Consider the following 15,227-nt stretch of genomic DNA (forward strand, 5'->3'; position numbering starts at 1 on the left):
GATGTGAGCATAGCCGCATTGGGAGTGCCAGGCTGGAACCGGGGGTGCTCGGAACGACCTGACGGAGTGGCTGGGGCTGCTGCATCGACAGGTGACAGGTGACACCGATCTGGCTTGCTGGCAGGCAAGCCTGGAAGGATCATCATCGCGCCCAAGCCTTGCCCGCAGAGTTCCGTGACGATGACGATGTCAGCCGAGATACGGATTAGGTCTTTGCTCGGTGTGATGCCGTAGCCGGAGCCGCACCGTCTCGTGAACCGGGAGCGTTTGCAACTGCGCTGGAGCCAGGAACGCGACTTCGGTCGATTCCGCGCTGACTGTGATGGCGCCGCCGGTGACCCGCCCGTAGAAAGTGATGTTGAACTCTTGCCTGACTTCGCCGTCCGTGTAGGCGATTACATGGTCGGGGTCGGTGTATATCCCTAGGAGACCGGTTATTTCGATATCGAGGCCGGTCTCTTCTTTCGTTTCCCGGATCACGCATTGTTCCAGGGTCTCGCCGATCTCCATGGTTCCGCCGGGAAAAGACCAGTTCCCCGAGTCGGTGCGGCGTTGCATCAGAATCGCGCCGTTGTCGTCGACTACCAGCGCCGAGCCTCCGGGAACCAGGCTGTTCGCCTCGGGTGCATCCGGGTCTCGGTAGTAATCACGCCGTGATGCCATCGGAGCCTACCTCTTGCAGGTACGGGGTCACTGCTCCCCAGATCTGTTCGGTTTGGTCTTCGAACGAGGCGAACATACCGTGCGGCGACAGTTTGCGCAGATGCAGCGCTGGGTGCTGGTACCCGCGGGCCCGGACCAGGTACGGGGTCACGATCATCTGGTCATCGAACCTGAATACCGAGTTGTACAGGTGCGTGGTGTGCAATCCGATCCGGCATCCCGGCGCTGTGGCGAGCGGGCCGAGCATACTCAGTGCATTCCGGATGCGTCCGGGTAGCGTCCCCTGCATCTGCTCGAGCGCATCGCGTTCCGCGACGTGCGGACAATCCGGATCGGCGAACGCGAGTCGGACGGTGGCGCCGTTGCGGCACTTGTCTGCGATGAGGTCGGAGGCATCCGGCAGCAGCTCGAGTACGAACGGATAGGCGTATCCGATGATGTCTATCCGCTGAGTCGCGCTCGTCAGCAGGGTGATCCAGACTTCGTTCGGGATATCGGCGCGGTGAGCGTAAGCGGCTACAACCTCGGCTGTAGCAGGCGCTCCCGCGCTGAGGTCCGGCCGAGTCTGCGGCCACAGGGTGGATTCGGATTCGCGCAGAACCCGGGCAACGTCGGCCCTGGTCCGCTTGTGCGGCACCCGCCCGGCCAACCACCGATTCACGGTCTTGGCGTCGACGCCGACCGCGGCGGCGAGCGTGGCCGAATCCATCTGTGCCCGAAGCATTGCCGATTCGAGGCGCTGGCTCATGCCGGAACCATACCGGGACATTCAGATGGTTTGAAGTGTCCGGAAAAACGTCCTGGACGTAGTTCAGGTGTCCGTCCAGCGTCCATACGTTGATTCGCGACCCCCGTGGTGTGTGTCGGCGCCGCGCCACGGGGAGTCTGCCAACGATGTGAACCGAAGGGGAGACGATGCGGCCGACCGCGTTCGGATGGGTGGATGACGACGTGAGTACCGCGCCCGAATGGGACCGGGCGCAGATTCGGCGATTGGCTGACCGTCTCGGCTATCGGATCATCTGGCCCGATGTGTGTTCAGTGCTCTCGGTCGTGGATCAGGTGCGGAACGCGGGGGTCGACGCGGTGATACTGCCCGCGCCGGATCACCTCGGCGCGCTCGAACTGAACCGGGTGATGGGCGTGGCCGACGTGGAGACGGTCCTGCCCCGGTTGTCGTTCGCACGGTGGTACGCGGCCGGGACTGCGCGGTGACAATGCTCGGCTTGGCGGTGGCGGTCGGGCTGCCGGTCGCAGTGATCGTGTGGTCGATGTTCTGGCCGGTGAACCGCCGGTAGAGCAGCCATTACAGCCTCCCGACACCAGCACCACCTCTAGCGCTTGCCTGCCGCATAAAGGAGGTACCCATCATGGCAGTGCCTGTCGTTCCCGAGCGGCTGGAAAGGGCGATTATCTTTCTGCGTGGTGAAGAAGACGGCCGGGTGTGGCTCGACGCGCTACCGGATCGGATCGCGAGCTACGCCGGCCGATGGGATCTGCGGTTGGAGAGCATCGCCGACAGTGGAGCCATGTCGTGCTGCGTGTATTCGGTCACTGCTGACGGAACGGCTGCGGTGCTGAAGATTCCCGTCGACCAGCAGTCGGGGACCACCGAGATGGCCATGCTCGATCGCTGGTCGGCATCGGGGGCGACGCCGGACATCCTTAACGCTGACGAGGACTCGGGTGTTTTCCTGATGTCCCGGATCGTGCCGGGTGAGATTGCCTGGCCCGTGCACGGTGCCGGCGATTCGAAGCAATTCGGCGAGCTGCTGAGCAGGCTCAATGCGCCCGGTCTACCCGGGCCGCCGGAGCTGAAGGACCTCGCCGATATCGCCTGGATGCGCATCGACTGGGCGCGCGAACGTTTCGCCGACGAACGCTATGCCGGCGCCATGGAACGGTTCGGGGCCACAACACATCTGGCGCGTGCGGAGCAAATGCTCGAGCTATTGCTCAGCACCGGTACCGAGCCGCATGTCCTGCATGCGGACCTGCAGGCGAAGAACATTCTCCAAGGTCCGGGTAGCTGGTACACGATCGATCCGCTCGGGGCGGTGGGGGATATCAATGCCGAGGCGGGGCTGTGGGTGGCGATTCAGGAGGGGCCGGTATCGATTCCGGATCGGCTGGGTGAGCTCCGCGCACACCCGCTGCTCGACGAAAACCGGCTCTACGCCTGGACCTACGTGTTCGCTATCGCCGAGTATCGTTCCTATCTCCCGGCGTCCGGTGACCGGATGGAGTCATTCGTCAAGTCGGTGGATCCCGCCGAGATCATGAATCGTGTTCAGCCGAGCCGGTGACGACCGCGGAATCGGCGTCTATTCGGTCGCGTCGCCGCCTTCAGCATTCCTGGTGTGGCCCCGCGAACACGACCTCGCCCTCGTCGACCGCTACCTCGACGCCATTGAAAAAGTCATCCACCACGCCGACCACCTGAAAGGGTGAACCCATGACGACCCACCTCGAAGACCTCACCACCCAAGCCGAACGCGACGGGGTCCAGCAACTCGTCGTCGGCGCGGTCGTCGAACACAACGAACGCGTCCTGCTGCTGCGCCGCCCCGGCAACGACTTCATGGGCGGCATCTGGGAACTGCCCAGCGGCAAAGTCGAACCCGGCGAAATGCTCGACCAGGCACTCGCCCGTGAAGTCGAGGAGGAAACCGGCCTCCAGGTCACCGGGATCGGCCGCTACATCGACAGCTTCGACTACCATTCCGGCGGCGGAAAGCACAGCCGCCAATTCAACTTCGTCGTCGAATGCGCCGCACCCGAACCCGTCCGGCTCACCGAACACGACGCCTACACGTGGTTCCAGCTCATCGAAGAACCCCCGGTCACCGAGGCTGTCAAACAGACACTTACCACCTATCGAAATATCGATTGAACACGTAATCATGGTGGACGCGGCGGCTCCGGACGAACACGGATGGCGAACGATCGGTCGTCACCGCAGAAAAACGCGGACTGAGCCATCCTGGGTTCCAGAGGCACGTTCACGTTGATTCGACCGACTAGGGTCGGAGCCCGGAAGCTGGGTCAGGTGAGACGGTCACTGCCGCACGCTTGTGCGGCCGGCCGCAGGTCGATTCGGAGGAGTGTCGCCGATGGCGGATGAAATGGGAAGCGAGCCCGGTCCACGGTGGGCCGGAGCTGCGGGACTGAATCCGGTTCTCGCCACCATTACGCCCTTCACCAGTGATCTACGGGTGGATACGGGTGCTCTCGGTGACTACCTCGCCTTTCTGCACGAGTCCGGGGCGCAGGCGATCCTGGTCAACGGCACCACGGGAGAATTTCCGGCACTCACCGTCGCCGAGCGCAAGACCGTTCTCGAATTCACCCGTGCACGCTGGCCGGGGCAGGTGGTCGCGCATATCGGTACCACCGCCGTCGGGGATGCGATCGAGCTGCTCGATCATGCGCAAAGTCATGCGGACGCCGTCGCGGCCATTGCTCCGTACTACTTCGCCGAACCGCCGGAAGCCGGGATTCGCGAATACTTCGGCACCCTGCTCGGCCGGACGAAGGTGCCGCTGCTGGTGTACAACTTCCCTCGCCACACCCAGGTCGCCATCACGCCGGGCTTCCTCAGCAGTCTCGCCGTCGTATACCCGATGCTTGCCGGGGTGAAGGACTCCGGGGCCGACCGTGGGATCACCCGCGCCTACGCCATTCCCGGGCTGTCGGTGTTCGTGGGATCCGACGGTGCCGCAGCCCATATCGGGGAATTCGGTGCGCAGGGGATTGTTTCAGGCGGTGGCAACCCGGTGCCCGAGCTGCCGGTCCGGATAGCGGAAGCACTCCGCGCCGGTGACAACGCTGCGGCGCTCCGGTGGCAGTCGGTATTGGACGAATGTCGTGAGCTGCGGCGGCGCTCCGGCCTCACGGATGTCGCCTTCGTGAAAGCGGCTCTTACCGAGCGACTCCCGGGCTTTCCGGCGGCTGTCCGTCCGCCTCTTGTGGCGGCAGACCCTGAACAGACCCGGGACATTCGTACCTACCTGCGGGAAAGGATCCTGCCCCGAATTCACGAGAACGGGTCTTGATGCGAATCGACAACAGCGTGGAGCGGCGGCTGCCTCAGAGCCGGTCCTTACAGTGAGATTTGATCCAGCCAGGAGTCCTGTTGGTCGGCCAACGGTCGCTCCAGAGGTAGTGCCACGAAGCGGCACGCGAACTCCATGCCGTGGTCGTCGCCTGTGCCGGTGACCCGATGTGTCCAGGTATCGGGTGTGGCTGGTGCGGCCTCGAGGTGGAAGAAGGTGGTTCGGCGTGGATGCCGGGTCTGTGGGTGCGGGGGGCTTCTGCCTTGACCTCACTCCAAGTACGTGCGCGGCTCATGGCTACTCCTTTTCCGCACGGCAGTTGCCGTACCACCTCTTCTCCAGGGGGTCGACCTGTCCTACCAGCGTGACCATCACTCGGCATCCGAGTCGCTCGGTGCCCAACTGCGGTGCGCCAGCGTAGCGCGTGGTTCGCGTGAACGCTTCCGAGATCACCGAGCAGGACCTGCGAAGCAAGACCAGCGAGATCATGGATGCGGTCGAGAACGGGCAAACCTTCATTCTGCGTAGCGGCGAGTGCCGGATCGGACGGCTCGTTCCCGTGCGGCGCCGCTTCGTCTCCCGCGATCAATTCGTGGCGATGTCGGTCACTGCCCCGCATGTCGACCTCGAGGCCTTTCGAGGAGACCAGGACGCTGCTCTCTCCCATGATCGGCGCAGCTTTCCGGCTGGGTGATACGGGATGGATCGCTCAGTGATTCATTCAGCGATCATTCGGCCTTTCCGGTTCGATGATCGATTTATGCATCACCGAGGGTTTGTGGTGGGGGAGCTCGATGCTGCGATCCAGGATGTGCGTGTGGGGCGTGGCCGAATGAGTTGATTCATTCGTTCCCTGGATCCGCCGGGTTAGAATCTGTGGCCGTATCGCCTGTGGGGCGCCGGAGGTCTGGGCGTCGAGTTGCTCGAATTCGTGGGAACCGATCGAGACCGGACAGGGAAGTGATGACCATATTCCGCGCTGGGCGCGTTGCGTTGTTCGCTGTTTTCGTTGCGTTGACCGCGGTGGTGGGGGGTGTGAGTCCCGCGGGTGCCGCGCCGTTGCCGACCGTGGTGCTGGTGCACGGTGCATTCGCCGATTCCAGCAGTTGGGATGGTGTGGCGGAGCGGCTGCGGGGGCAGGGATATCGGGTGGTGACGCCGGAGAATCCGCTGCGGGGGCCCGCGTATGATGCCAGGGCCATCCAGTCGGTGCTCGACACCGTGGAGGGCCCGATTGTGCTGGCGGGGCATTCGTACGGCGGGTTCGTGATTAGTAATGTGCACGACCCCGATGTGGTGTCGATGGTGTATGTGGCGGCGTTCGCGCCGGTGCAGGGGGAGGTCGCGCAGCTGGCGCTGGATCCGATCCGGTTCCCGGGGAGTGAGCTGTTGCCGCCGACGTTGCAGGTGGAACTGGTCGACGACCCGCAGGGGCCGATGGGGCGCAACCTCGACGGGTATGTCGCGCCGGCTCGGTTCCATGATGTATTTGCCCAGGACGTCGATGACGCCACCGCCGCGAATATGCTCGCGCATCAGCGGTCGATCGCGGTGGCCGCGAATCTGGAGCCGTCCGGTCCGCCGTCGTGGGCGGAGGTGCCGAGCTGGTATGTGGTGTCGGGGCAGGATCGGGTGATCCCGGCGTCGTCGCAGCGGTTCATGGCGGGGCGGATGGGAGCGCGGACCAGCGAGCTCGATGCCTCGCATGCCTCGCTGGTTTCCCGGCCCGGCGAGGTCGCGGCGGTCATTACGACGGCCGCCGGCTGACCTGCGGCACTGGTGCCGGGTGGGTCGGATGCGCTGGTGTCCCGTGTTCGCGAGAAGCGGGACACCTGCGCGACTGCGATCGCGAGAAGCGGACACCAGCGCGACTGCGATCGGTCGCCGGCAGGGCCCCGGCGAGCTGCGGACGAGCAGAGCAGATCGTCGAGCACTGTGGGGGCCGGGCCGAGGGCGATGGTCATGCCGATTCCGGAGGTCACCGAGGCGGCGCGGATGCCGGGGGCGGGGTTGCTTTACTCGACCCGGGCGATCCTGACTATGTGCAGGCGGCTGCCGACCTCGCCGGGGTAGCGGCGTGAGGTGATGGTGACGGGCTGCCATCCGCTCGGGTTGTGGGCGCGGATGCGAGCTGGGGTGACGGCCTTTGTATCGGGTAGTCCCGATTGCAGCATGACCGCCGATTTGGCGACTGCTGCCCAATCGTCTCGGTGGATGAGTTCGGCGTCCCCTTCGCGTTGCCAGTCGATCCAGGAGGGTACGTGGCCGATCCACTGGGCGATGAGCGGAGCGCCGGTGGGTGGGAAGGCGAGCAATGCGGCCGCTGGCGTCTCGGGGCCGGGTTCGTCGGTGAGGCCGAGGGCTTCGTGTGGGCCGAGGGCCGCCGGTTCGACGTCGGAGACATCGTGGGTCAGGCCGCGTAGCCCGGCTCGTTCCAGGTCCGTTCGGCCACGGGCGAAGATCTGCCAGTTCATCAAGTGGCCGTTGTCGTGCAATACCACGATGTTCGAGGTGAACTGGGCGTCGGGCTCGGGGTTGGTGCCGAGCGCGATCAAGGCGGTGGCGTCATCGAATTTCACCACCTTGCGAAAGAACTCACCCGGTGATCGCACCCGTTTGAATCCGTCTGCGTCGTCGGTGCTCATCATCCAGGATTCGAGACGCTGTTGAACTTGTAGCTCGCCGGCGTACCAGCCGATTCCGGCGGCCGGGCGATGTGCGGGAATCGGTTCATCGGGTGCGCCGACCCAGAGATGAAGGGCGTAGACGTCGCCCTCCGGGCCGAGGACGGGCAGGGCGCGAACGCGACGGTGACCACCGCGCCCCGATACGACCTGATCGACTTCCGAACCGGATTGACGGACCCAGTCGACCAGGTCGGCGGCATCCACGCCTTCGTTGCGTTGCAGGGAACGCAGGGAAACCCACTCACGTCGCTCGCCGTCCTTGGCGACGATGGTCATCGGGGTGGCCGGCGGACCCAGTGCCTCGATGAGAAACCACGACATCGGACGGTGCCTACCTCTCCGGAAGGGCGGCCGCCGAGCGGCCACGGGCGAGCAATTCGAAGGGTTCGGGACGCAGGGTTCCGCGCTCCTGTAGCGCCAGCGGTGCGTCGGAGGAGTTGCGCAGATCGAAGGCGTGTACGAGGCGGCCGAGCAAGAGTGTTGCCTCGTGCAGGGCGAACGCGCGCCCGATGCACGAGCGTGGGCCCGTGCCCCACGGCTGGAAGAACCGGTCGGGGAAGGCGCGCAGAGCGGCGGTATCAAAGCGGTCGGGGTCGAAATCCCCGGCTGCCGGGCCCCAAACCTCCGGGTCGCGGTGGGCGGCCAGAGCCAGCACGAAGACTGCTCGGCCGGCCGGAATCCGGTAGCCGCCGAGGTTCTGGTCGGTGCGGGCGATCCGGAAATAGCCGGGCGCGGGTGGGCAGAGACGCAGGCATTCGTTCAGGAACTGGCGGGTGAATCGCATCCTGGTCACGGAGTCGTAATCGAGACTTATTGCCTGTGGGGGCATTTCGGCTCGGACGCGGTCTTGATGGCCGGGGTTCTGTGCCAGGTAGTACAGCGCGACCTCCAGCAGTGCGGCGGTGGTCTCGTGCCCGGCGATCAAGAACGTGAGGGTCTGGTCGCGAACGTTGGCGGTCGGCAGACGTGTCCCGGTCTCCGGATCGACAGCGGTCAACATCAAATCGAGCAGATTGGTTGGATCGTCGTCGTTCTCGACCTGTCGGCCCGCTATCAGTTCGTCGACATACTGTTGCAGCGACGCGATATCGCTCCGAACAGTCGAAGCTCGTAGTGCTTCTCGGATGTGGCCGAGGATCGGCACGTCATTGGTGGATTCCGAGGCCCACTGCAGGGTTCGGCCGAGTTCTCGGACGAAGCGGTGCGAATCGCTGCCGTCACCTGTCGAATCGAGCAACCCGAGGTTCCGCCCGAACCCGGCTCGGGCGATCACCTCGAGGGTGGCGCGCGTCATCGCCGAATGGACTGCTACCGGCCCCTCGCCGGCCGAGGTCCACTCCGCCACCAGATCATCGGCAACCGAGGCCATCGCGTCGTGGTAGGTGCGCATCGCGGCCTGGGCGAACCCCGGCGTGAGAATACGCCGCGCCTGCCCCCAGAGCGGATCCTTTGAGCTCGCCGTGAACATCCCGTGTGGCGCCATCGGCCGCAGCTTCGCCAGGGGGCCCAGAAGTACACGGCCCCAGGCGGATTCGTCGTTGCACTGCGCCGCCAACCGCCCCCCGGCTACGATGATCAGCCGAGTACCGAGCAGTTTGCGCTGGAAGATCGGGCCCAGTCCATCTTGGGCAAGTTTCAGCTCGTGTTGCGTCGGGCGGTGCCGGTCCACACTGGCCACGTCACCGATGATCGGTAGCCGGCCCGGCGGATGTGGCAGCGCGTCCATGGGCAATGCGGCGCTGAACGAATCCATGCGACCACTCAAACACGTCTGCCGACGGCTCGCCACGTCGCACGTTTCGACCCTTGTGCTGGTTGCGCCGTGTCACAGGCCTGTGCTTAGCTGGGGCCAAGTCGGGCGGCTCATTCCCCTGGCTGGACGTAAGAAGCTCGCACCATACCGCGTATCTCGAGTACCCGGCTGTCTTGCTGAGCAACGAACACGACCAGCAGGTAAGGCAGCAATGGGCGACGAATGGGCTGATACGGCCCGCACATCTTCCCGGTCCCATCTGGCCTACGGCTTTCATGGACCGACATCTTGCGGCCGACGCTGCGAAAAGCACGGGGCTCCCGGCCTTGCGGCGGCGACCAGAGGCCCTCCGCCAGTGCTCGCCCGGTCATAGTCAGCGCCTATCGACGTGGTGCAGAGGCTTGCCGGGCAAACACTGAACCACGACGCGCCGCAGGTCGTTGGGGTAGCCGCACGGTTGGCGGGGCCGGATTCGGAGGGGAACTCCGGCCCCGGTTCAGCGCGGCACTGGTCAGAGCAGGTCGTCGAGGACTGTCGGGGCCAGGCCGTGCGCGGTGGTCATGCCGATGCCGGAGGTCACCGAGACGACCCGGATGCCGGGGGCGGGGGCGGCGACGAGGAAATCGGTTTTCGGGGAGTCGGCGTAGATGCCGCGCCAGCGGCGGCGGACGGTGAGGTTGTCGACGCCGAAGAGGCGGGCGCCTTCGCGCAGGACGAGGTCGGTGACCGATTCCTCGTCGAAGGGGAGATGGGTGCGGCTGTAGTGGTGGGTGTCGCCGAGGACGATGGCGCCGTCGGGGCGCTGGGTGAGCATGAGGTTCATGACCGCGTCCAGGGTTTCGGGTGCGCGGGCGGTGGTTTCGCGGCGTACCTCGGCGGCCGATCCGGTGGCGGCCAGGCCGCCGTAGCGGAGCATCGAGTAGCCGGTGAGTACGGCGGGTTCGATGCGGACGTCGCCGGGTGGGTCGACCTCCAGCATGTGCAGTTTGCAGCGGCGGACGTCGTATTCCTCGGCGAGAGCGGGGAACAGGCGGTCGATATCGTGGCCGGCGGCGTGCACGATCGAGGTTGCGCGCAGGTCGCCGCGGGCGGTGTGGACGAGGCCGGGGGAGAGGGCGCCGGCGTGGGTGTGCCAGCAGAATTCGACGCCCTGGCCGGCGAGCCAGTGCGCCAGGGCGGGGAGGGCGGCGCGCGGGTCGACGCGCAGGTCCAGCGGGAGATGGGCGCCGCCGATGATCTCACCGCCGTTGCCGGCCGGGAACGATTTCTCGACACCCGTGCGGTCGAGCAGGACGACCTGCTCGCGGCCGCGGGCGGCGGCGAATTCCTCGAGGACACCCATTTCGGCGGCGCTGCGGGCGACGACGAGCGTGCCGGCGCGGACGATCTCGAAACCGGCTTTTTCCGCCAGCTGTAACCATTTCTCACGCGCTGTCATGGCGTAGTCGAGGGCGGTTCCGGTCTGCGGGGTGGCGCAGAGATGACCGAAGTTGCGAATGGACGCGCCGACCGCGCGGGCGTCGCGTTCGACCACCGCGACCCGCATCCCACGCTCGACCGCGTCGACGGCATGGGCGAGGCCGACGATGCCGGCGCCGACGACGGCGAGGTCGACCGGCTGGGCCGGCAGGGCGGGGGAACCGGGTGGCGGGGCAGCTGTCATGGCTGGAATGGTCGCAAGTCCGATCGCCGTGGTTCAAGGGTGGCGGCAAACTTGTATAGATAAGTTCATCCAGTATTTGCTGAGGCCAGCAAGATATTTGCTCCTGCTCGCGGCCGCCTCCCTATACTTGTCTGGTCAAGTTCGGGCAGGGCGATCGAAGAGCCGGGAGGGTCACGTGGCCGTACCGCTGCACGCCAGGGTTTCCGCAGAACTGCGGGACAGAATCCACCGCGGCGAACTCCCGACCGGTGCGTCCCTGCCTTCGGAGGCGCGGCTGTGCGAGGAATTCGGTGCCTCCCGGGGGACGATTCGCACTGCACTGGCGACCCTTCGCCACGAAGGGCTCATAGTCGGCGGGCAGGGTCGACCGCCGGTGGTGCGGGATATCGCGCTCGGGCAGCCCTTCGAAACGCTGCTCTCGTTCACCGCCTGGGCGCACCGCATCGGCCGGACCCCCGGGCAGCGCACCGTGGAGATCGCCCGCCGCGGTGCATCCCCCACCGCGGCCGCGGCGCTGCGGATCGGTGAGGGCGATCCGGTGGTCGAGATCCTGCGTGTGCGGCTGCTCGACGGCGAACCTGTGCTGCTGGAACGCGCCGCGTTCGTCGAGGAGGTGGGGCGGCTGCTGTTCGATTTCGACCCGGACACCTCCTCGATCTACGCCTCCCTCGCGGACCGTGGCGTGGACCTGTACTCGGCGCGGCACACCATCGACGCGGTCGCCGCCGATCAGGGTGACGCGGAATTGCTGGGAATCACCCCGGGAGCCCCGCTGCTGCGGGAACGCCGGTACACCTCCTCCGCGGCGGGCGTCGTACTCGAATACGGCGACGACCGCTACCGGCCGGACCGGGTCGGCTTCACCATCGACAACATCCGGGACGCGGCGTCCGGCCGGGATCTCCGGGTCGTGCAGCAGGCGCAGTGAAAGCGTCCGCTCCGGAACCGGCGTGAGGCCGATCTCCGCGCCGCCGACGACGCCCGCGCGGTCCGGAAATTACGGTTGGGTGCGCCGGAATACCGGTTGGCGGCAGAAACTCCGGCAGCGTTTGTGCGGTGCCGGGGTGCATCGGAGACTCTCCCCGGTAGATCGAAAAACCCAGGGAGGCAATATGTCCGAGTCGCCTATTCTGCTGCCGACTCCCGGGGAGTCCATGCTCCAGACCCATGAGCGCATTCTGCAGGCCGGTGAGATCGTTCCGGTCGAACTGCCGGGCGGGGTTCCCGCGTGGATCGCGGTCAGCCATCGCGCGGTCAGCGAAGTGCTCGACGACAAGGTGTTCCCGAAACACCATTCGCGGTGTCCCGCACTGCACGACGGAACCATTGCCGCCGACTGGCCGATGCGGCCGCTCACCGATGCCGAACATATGCTCAACCAGGACGGCGCCGCACATCGCCGGCTGCGCCAGACCATCAACAAGGCGTTCACCCCGGCCCGGGTCGCGGCCATGGAACCGCGGATCCAGAAGATCGCCGATGAACTCATCGACAGCTTCCCGGCCGGCGACGAGGTCGACCTGATCGCGAACTATACGACGCCGTTGCCGGTCCGGGTGATCTGTGAGTTGTTCGGGGTGCCGATCGAGGAGCAGTCCCAGCTCAAGAACTGGACCTTGACGATCGTCTCGGCCACCGCCACCGGTGAAGAAACGCAAGCGGCCATGATGGCCATGAGCGGGTACTTCGCCGAACTGCTCCAGCGTAAACGTGCCGAACCCGGCGACGACCTCACCTCGGCGCTGCTGGCGGCCAACGAGGACAACGAGCTCACCGAAGAGGAACTCATCAGCATGCTGTGGCTGGTGATCGTCGCCGGGCACGAGACCACGGTGCACCTGCTCGGCAGCGCGGTGGTCGCGTTGCGGGAGTTCCCCGAACAGCTCGCTCGCGCGCAGGCCGAGAACCGCTGGGCCGATGTGGTGGAGGAGGCGCTGCGCTACCGTTCCTCGGTGGTGGGCGCGCTCATGCGCTATCCACAAACCGATGTGACGGTCGCCGGTGTGGATATTCCGGCCGGCAGCATGATCATCTGGCACGGCGGCGTCGGGCGCGACCCGCTGAAATACCCCGATCCCGCAACCTTCGACATCGATCGCGACCACAAGGATCAGCTCGCGTTCGGCCGCGGCCCGCATTTCTGCCTGGGTGCCCCGCTGGCCCGGCTGGAGAGCCGGATCGCCCTGTCCACCCTGTTCACCCGGTACCCCGGCCTGACCCTCGCGGTCGACCCGACGGATATCGAGTACACGGTGCAGATCCCGACGGTCGGCCCGGTTTCGCTCCCGGTCCGGCTCGGGCCCGCGGCGTAACACCGCGACGAGGTGGATCACGCCCGCTGCGCGGCGATTTCGCCGCGGCGGCGCCGGAATTCCCGGGGTGTCTGGCCGAACCGTTCCTTGAACGCGGCGGAAAACCAGGCGGGCGTGAATCCACAGCGGGCCGCGAGTTCGGCGATGGGCACGGTGGCGCGCGGGTCCTCCAGGATCTCGCGGGCCACCCGCAGCGCCTCCTCCCGGCGGACATCACGGAAGGTGGTGCCCGATTCCCGCAGCACCAGCCGTAGTTGCCGTTCCGACCAGCCGAGCGCCCTGGCCACCGCGGGCAACCGCACATCGCCGCGGCCGATATGGGTGCGCAGATAGCTCCGGACACTTTCCGCCACCGCGGCATGCTGGGAGCGCTGCGGCGCGAGATCGCCGGCGGCCATCATGCACAGCAATTCGGTGATCCGATCGCAGACCGCGTTGAATTCGCGTTCGGACAGGCAGGATTGCTCGGCATGCGCGCCGCGGATCATGGTGGCGGCGATACGGCCCAGCCCGTGGGTCATATCGAGGAGCAGGTTCATATGTGTACGCGGGCGCAACCGATGGTCGAATTCGCTGCGTGGCACCTGTAACGCGTAGCACGCCGAATCGGGGACATCGATACGGCACGGGAGTTCCAGCCCGGCGACCGCGGCCGTGCCGGGCACAGTACGCGTGACGCTGTCGCGGAAACGCATTCCGAACGAGCCGCGGTCGGGAAGCACCACCCAATAGAAGTCGTCGCCCGGTTCGGTCCGGATATGCCTGACGCTGCGGTTACAGAGGCGACCGCCGTGCTGGTCCCAGCGCAACAGGGTGTAGGTGCCCGACTGCTGTGTGGTGAGATCGGCCTGCCAATCGGGTCCCCCGGTGAATTCGTGCGCCATCGGAACGAATCCGTCGGCCAGGCTCGAGAACGACTCGGGTCCACACGCGGCCTCGCTGGACCAGCGCATAAGCAACGCTCCCATCGATCAGGATCGGCCTTTTCCACTATCGCCGATTTGATCAGCTCAACCACGATACTGGTTTCGCCGGTACCCGGCCCGCCGATCCGGGTTTACGACAGGGCGGCGACCACCGCGCGGTACCGGTCCGCGTCGGCGGGCCGGTCGTCCTCGATCGACCAGTCGATCTCCTCGATCGCCCGCAGATACGCCCAGGCGTGGGCGCGCTCCCGGTCCAGTTCCAGACCGTCGGCGGTGGCCGCGAGCGCCCGGTTCGCCGGCACCGGGTCGGGTTGTGTCTCGACCTGTTTCATGATGAGGAACCCGGCGTCGAACGCCGCCTCGCCCAGAAAGGACTTGGGATCGATGAGCAGCCAGGGTTCGCGTTCGGCGGCGACGATATTGCCCAGATGGGTGTCGCGGTTGACGATCAGCAGCGGTCCGTCGGGGACGGTCAGCCACGCGCAGAGCTCGCGGGCGCGGGCGGTGACCGCCGCGGGCAGGTAGCCGGTGAGCTCGGGGGAGGACAGCCGCCGCTGCCAGCCGGAGACGATATCGGCCACCAGCGGCAGGGCGGGATATCCGGCCGGGATATCGGTGGGCGGGCGGCGCAGCCGGCGATACAGCGCGCAGGCGAGCTGGATCTTGCCGGCGTTCTCGGGCTTGCCTTCCAGCGGAATCCGCGGCTGGGCGATCAGCGGGGTTCCGGGTCGCGCCCATTCGAGCAACAACGCGCCGGTGGCCGGATCGAAATCGTACAGCCGGGCCGCGCCGTCGCCCTGGTAGCAGTGCATTCCGGTGGCTTCGCCGGCGTTCTCCTCATCGGGGACCGCGATCTTCAGCACTGCCACCGATCCGTCGCCGCGTCGCACCGGGGCCACGAACGAATGTGTGCCACCGGAGAACGGCCGGCCGATCAGTTCGAGCTCCCATTTCCGGCACTGCCGGTCCACCACTGCCGGCAATTCCGCGAGCCAGCGGTCGCCGCGCTCTTCGAAGATGGTGCGGATATTGTCCACCACATCGGGCGGCAGGCCGATCGTCATCGGACCAGCTTGCGTAATGCCGAACCGGCGGACAACCGATTTTTACCCATCCCGAAACGGGCAGCCGGGCGATCGGATCCGCGTAGGCTGCGAGGGCCCGGGCA

The 15,227-nt window shown here is 66.3% G+C and carries 16 protein-coding genes; 9 read left to right on the plus strand and 7 right to left on the minus strand.

All coding sequences use genetic code 11. From position 1 onward, the window contains the following. Positions 1 to 189: 189 nt before the first annotated feature. The gene (locus ACQEVO_RS03405) at positions 190 to 663 is read right to left on the minus strand and encodes an NUDIX domain-containing protein (RefSeq protein ID WP_432908784.1); all 474 of its coding nucleotides are present in this window, start codon (positions 661 to 663) and stop codon (positions 190 to 192) included. Further along, complete coding sequence (locus tag ACQEVO_RS03410) at positions 647 to 1,411, minus strand: hypothetical protein (protein WP_432908786.1); 765 nt, start codon at positions 1,409 to 1,411, stop codon at positions 647 to 649. The genes ACQEVO_RS03405 and ACQEVO_RS03410 overlap by 17 nt, the downstream gene beginning before the upstream one ends. 203 nt (positions 1,412 to 1,614) lie before the next feature. Between ACQEVO_RS03410 and ACQEVO_RS03415 the strand changes: the two genes are divergently transcribed. The 7 genes from ACQEVO_RS03415 to ACQEVO_RS03445 all read left to right on the plus strand — a co-directional run bounded on the left by ACQEVO_RS03415 (position 1,615) and on the right by ACQEVO_RS03445 (position 6,485). Continuing rightward, entirely contained in the window at positions 1,615 to 1,878 is a 264-nt protein-coding gene (locus ACQEVO_RS03415) for a hypothetical protein (protein ID WP_432908788.1), read from the plus strand. Positions 1,879 to 2,033: 155 nt separating this feature from the next. Then, the gene (locus tag ACQEVO_RS03420) at positions 2,034 to 2,969 is read left to right on the plus strand and encodes an aminoglycoside phosphotransferase family protein (protein WP_432908790.1); all 936 of its coding nucleotides are present in this window, start codon (positions 2,034 to 2,036) and stop codon (positions 2,967 to 2,969) included. Next, positions 2,950 to 3,114, plus strand: a complete 165-nt coding sequence (locus ACQEVO_RS03425; RefSeq protein WP_432908792.1) for a hypothetical protein — start codon at positions 2,950 to 2,952, stop codon at positions 3,112 to 3,114. The genes ACQEVO_RS03420 and ACQEVO_RS03425 overlap by 20 nt, the downstream gene beginning before the upstream one ends. 4 nt (positions 3,115 to 3,118) lie before the next feature. Then, the gene (locus tag ACQEVO_RS03430) at positions 3,119 to 3,556 is read left to right on the plus strand and encodes an NUDIX hydrolase (RefSeq protein WP_432908794.1); all 438 of its coding nucleotides are present in this window, start codon (positions 3,119 to 3,121) and stop codon (positions 3,554 to 3,556) included. Between the two features lie 220 nt (positions 3,557 to 3,776). Further along, positions 3,777 to 4,718: a dihydrodipicolinate synthase family protein gene (locus ACQEVO_RS03435; protein WP_432908796.1), complete on the plus strand. Its 942-nt coding sequence runs from the start codon at positions 3,777 to 3,779 to the stop codon at positions 4,716 to 4,718. A gap of 433 nt (positions 4,719 to 5,151) precedes the next feature. Next, a complete protein-coding gene (locus tag ACQEVO_RS03440; RefSeq protein ID WP_432908798.1) occupies positions 5,152 to 5,412 on the plus strand; it encodes a prevent-host-death protein in 261 nt (86 codons plus the stop codon). Positions 5,413 to 5,681: 269 nt separating this feature from the next. Then, positions 5,682 to 6,485 carry an alpha/beta fold hydrolase gene (locus ACQEVO_RS03445; RefSeq protein ID WP_432908800.1) on the plus strand — a complete coding sequence of 268 codons (804 nt, stop codon included), beginning with the start codon at positions 5,682 to 5,684 and terminating at the stop codon, positions 6,483 to 6,485. A 248-nt stretch (positions 6,486 to 6,733) separates the two neighbouring features. Here ACQEVO_RS03445 and ACQEVO_RS03450 read toward each other — a convergent pair whose 3' ends face one another. The 3 genes from ACQEVO_RS03450 to ACQEVO_RS03460 form a co-directional block, all read right to left on the minus strand. Beyond that, entirely contained in the window at positions 6,734 to 7,726 is a 993-nt protein-coding gene (locus tag ACQEVO_RS03450; RefSeq protein ID WP_432908802.1) for a GAF domain-containing protein, read from the minus strand. A gap of 10 nt (positions 7,727 to 7,736) precedes the next feature. Further along, positions 7,737 to 9,158 (minus strand): cytochrome P450, encoded by a 1,422-nt coding sequence (locus ACQEVO_RS03455; protein WP_432908804.1) that lies wholly within the window; start codon positions 9,156 to 9,158, stop codon positions 7,737 to 7,739. 511 nt (positions 9,159 to 9,669) lie between these two features. Then, on the minus strand, positions 9,670 to 10,821 hold the full coding sequence (locus ACQEVO_RS03460) for a TIGR03364 family FAD-dependent oxidoreductase (RefSeq protein ID WP_432908806.1): 1,152 nt from the start codon (positions 10,819 to 10,821) through the stop codon (positions 9,670 to 9,672). A 175-nt stretch (positions 10,822 to 10,996) separates the two neighbouring features. On the opposite strand from ACQEVO_RS03460, the gene ACQEVO_RS03465 reads away from it, so the two are divergent. Together ACQEVO_RS03465 and ACQEVO_RS03470 are read left to right on the plus strand one after the other, a co-directional pair. After that, the gene (locus ACQEVO_RS03465; RefSeq protein ID WP_432908808.1) at positions 10,997 to 11,749 is read left to right on the plus strand and encodes a GntR family transcriptional regulator; all 753 of its coding nucleotides are present in this window, start codon (positions 10,997 to 10,999) and stop codon (positions 11,747 to 11,749) included. Between the two features lie 184 nt (positions 11,750 to 11,933). Then, positions 11,934 to 13,133: a cytochrome P450 family protein gene (locus ACQEVO_RS03470; protein WP_432908810.1), complete on the plus strand. Its 1,200-nt coding sequence runs from the start codon at positions 11,934 to 11,936 to the stop codon at positions 13,131 to 13,133. 17 nt (positions 13,134 to 13,150) lie between these two features. Here the strand turns inward: ACQEVO_RS03470 and ACQEVO_RS03475 are convergent, their stop codons facing one another. Both ACQEVO_RS03475 and ACQEVO_RS03480 read right to left on the minus strand, forming a co-directional pair. Continuing rightward, positions 13,151 to 14,101, minus strand: coding sequence for an AraC family transcriptional regulator (locus ACQEVO_RS03475; RefSeq protein ID WP_432908812.1), 951 nt, complete (start codon positions 14,099 to 14,101; stop codon positions 13,151 to 13,153). An 89-nt stretch (positions 14,102 to 14,190) separates the two neighbouring features. Beyond that, entirely contained in the window at positions 14,191 to 15,123 is a 933-nt protein-coding gene (locus ACQEVO_RS03480) for an aminoglycoside phosphotransferase family protein (RefSeq protein ID WP_432908814.1), read from the minus strand. Positions 15,124 to 15,227 lie beyond the last annotated feature (104 nt).

The sequence above is a fragment of the Nocardia sp. CA-290969 genome (genome assembly GCF_050936135.1).
GTDB lineage: Bacteria > Actinomycetota > Actinomycetes > Mycobacteriales > Mycobacteriaceae > Nocardia.

Bases quoted from the DNA above. Each gene is read 5' to 3' on its own strand.
- ACQEVO_RS03405 (WP_432908784.1), bottom strand. From the start codon at position 663: ATGGCATCACGGCGTGATTACTACCGAGACCCGGATGCACCCGAGGCG.
- ACQEVO_RS03410 (WP_432908786.1), bottom strand. From the start codon at position 1,411: ATGAGCCAGCGCCTCGAATCGGCAATGCTTCGGGCACAGATGGATTCG.
- ACQEVO_RS03420 (WP_432908790.1), top strand. From the start codon at position 2,034: ATGGCAGTGCCTGTCGTTCCCGAGCGGCTGGAAAGGGCGATTATCTTT.
- ACQEVO_RS03430 (WP_432908794.1), top strand. From the start codon at position 3,119: ATGACGACCCACCTCGAAGACCTCACCACCCAAGCCGAACGCGACGGG.
- ACQEVO_RS03435 (WP_432908796.1), top strand. From the start codon at position 3,777: ATGGCGGATGAAATGGGAAGCGAGCCCGGTCCACGGTGGGCCGGAGCT.
- ACQEVO_RS03445 (WP_432908800.1), top strand. From the start codon at position 5,682: ATGACCATATTCCGCGCTGGGCGCGTTGCGTTGTTCGCTGTTTTCGTT.
- ACQEVO_RS03450 (WP_432908802.1), bottom strand. From the start codon at position 7,726: ATGTCGTGGTTTCTCATCGAGGCACTGGGTCCGCCGGCCACCCCGATG.
- ACQEVO_RS03455 (WP_432908804.1), bottom strand. From the start codon at position 9,158: ATGGATTCGTTCAGCGCCGCATTGCCCATGGACGCGCTGCCACATCCG.
- ACQEVO_RS03460 (WP_432908806.1), bottom strand. From the start codon at position 10,821: ATGACAGCTGCCCCGCCACCCGGTTCCCCCGCCCTGCCGGCCCAGCCG.
- ACQEVO_RS03470 (WP_432908810.1), top strand. From the start codon at position 11,934: ATGTCCGAGTCGCCTATTCTGCTGCCGACTCCCGGGGAGTCCATGCTC.
- ACQEVO_RS03475 (WP_432908812.1), bottom strand. From the start codon at position 14,101: ATGGGAGCGTTGCTTATGCGCTGGTCCAGCGAGGCCGCGTGTGGACCC.
- ACQEVO_RS03480 (WP_432908814.1), bottom strand. From the start codon at position 15,123: ATGACGATCGGCCTGCCGCCCGATGTGGTGGACAATATCCGCACCATC.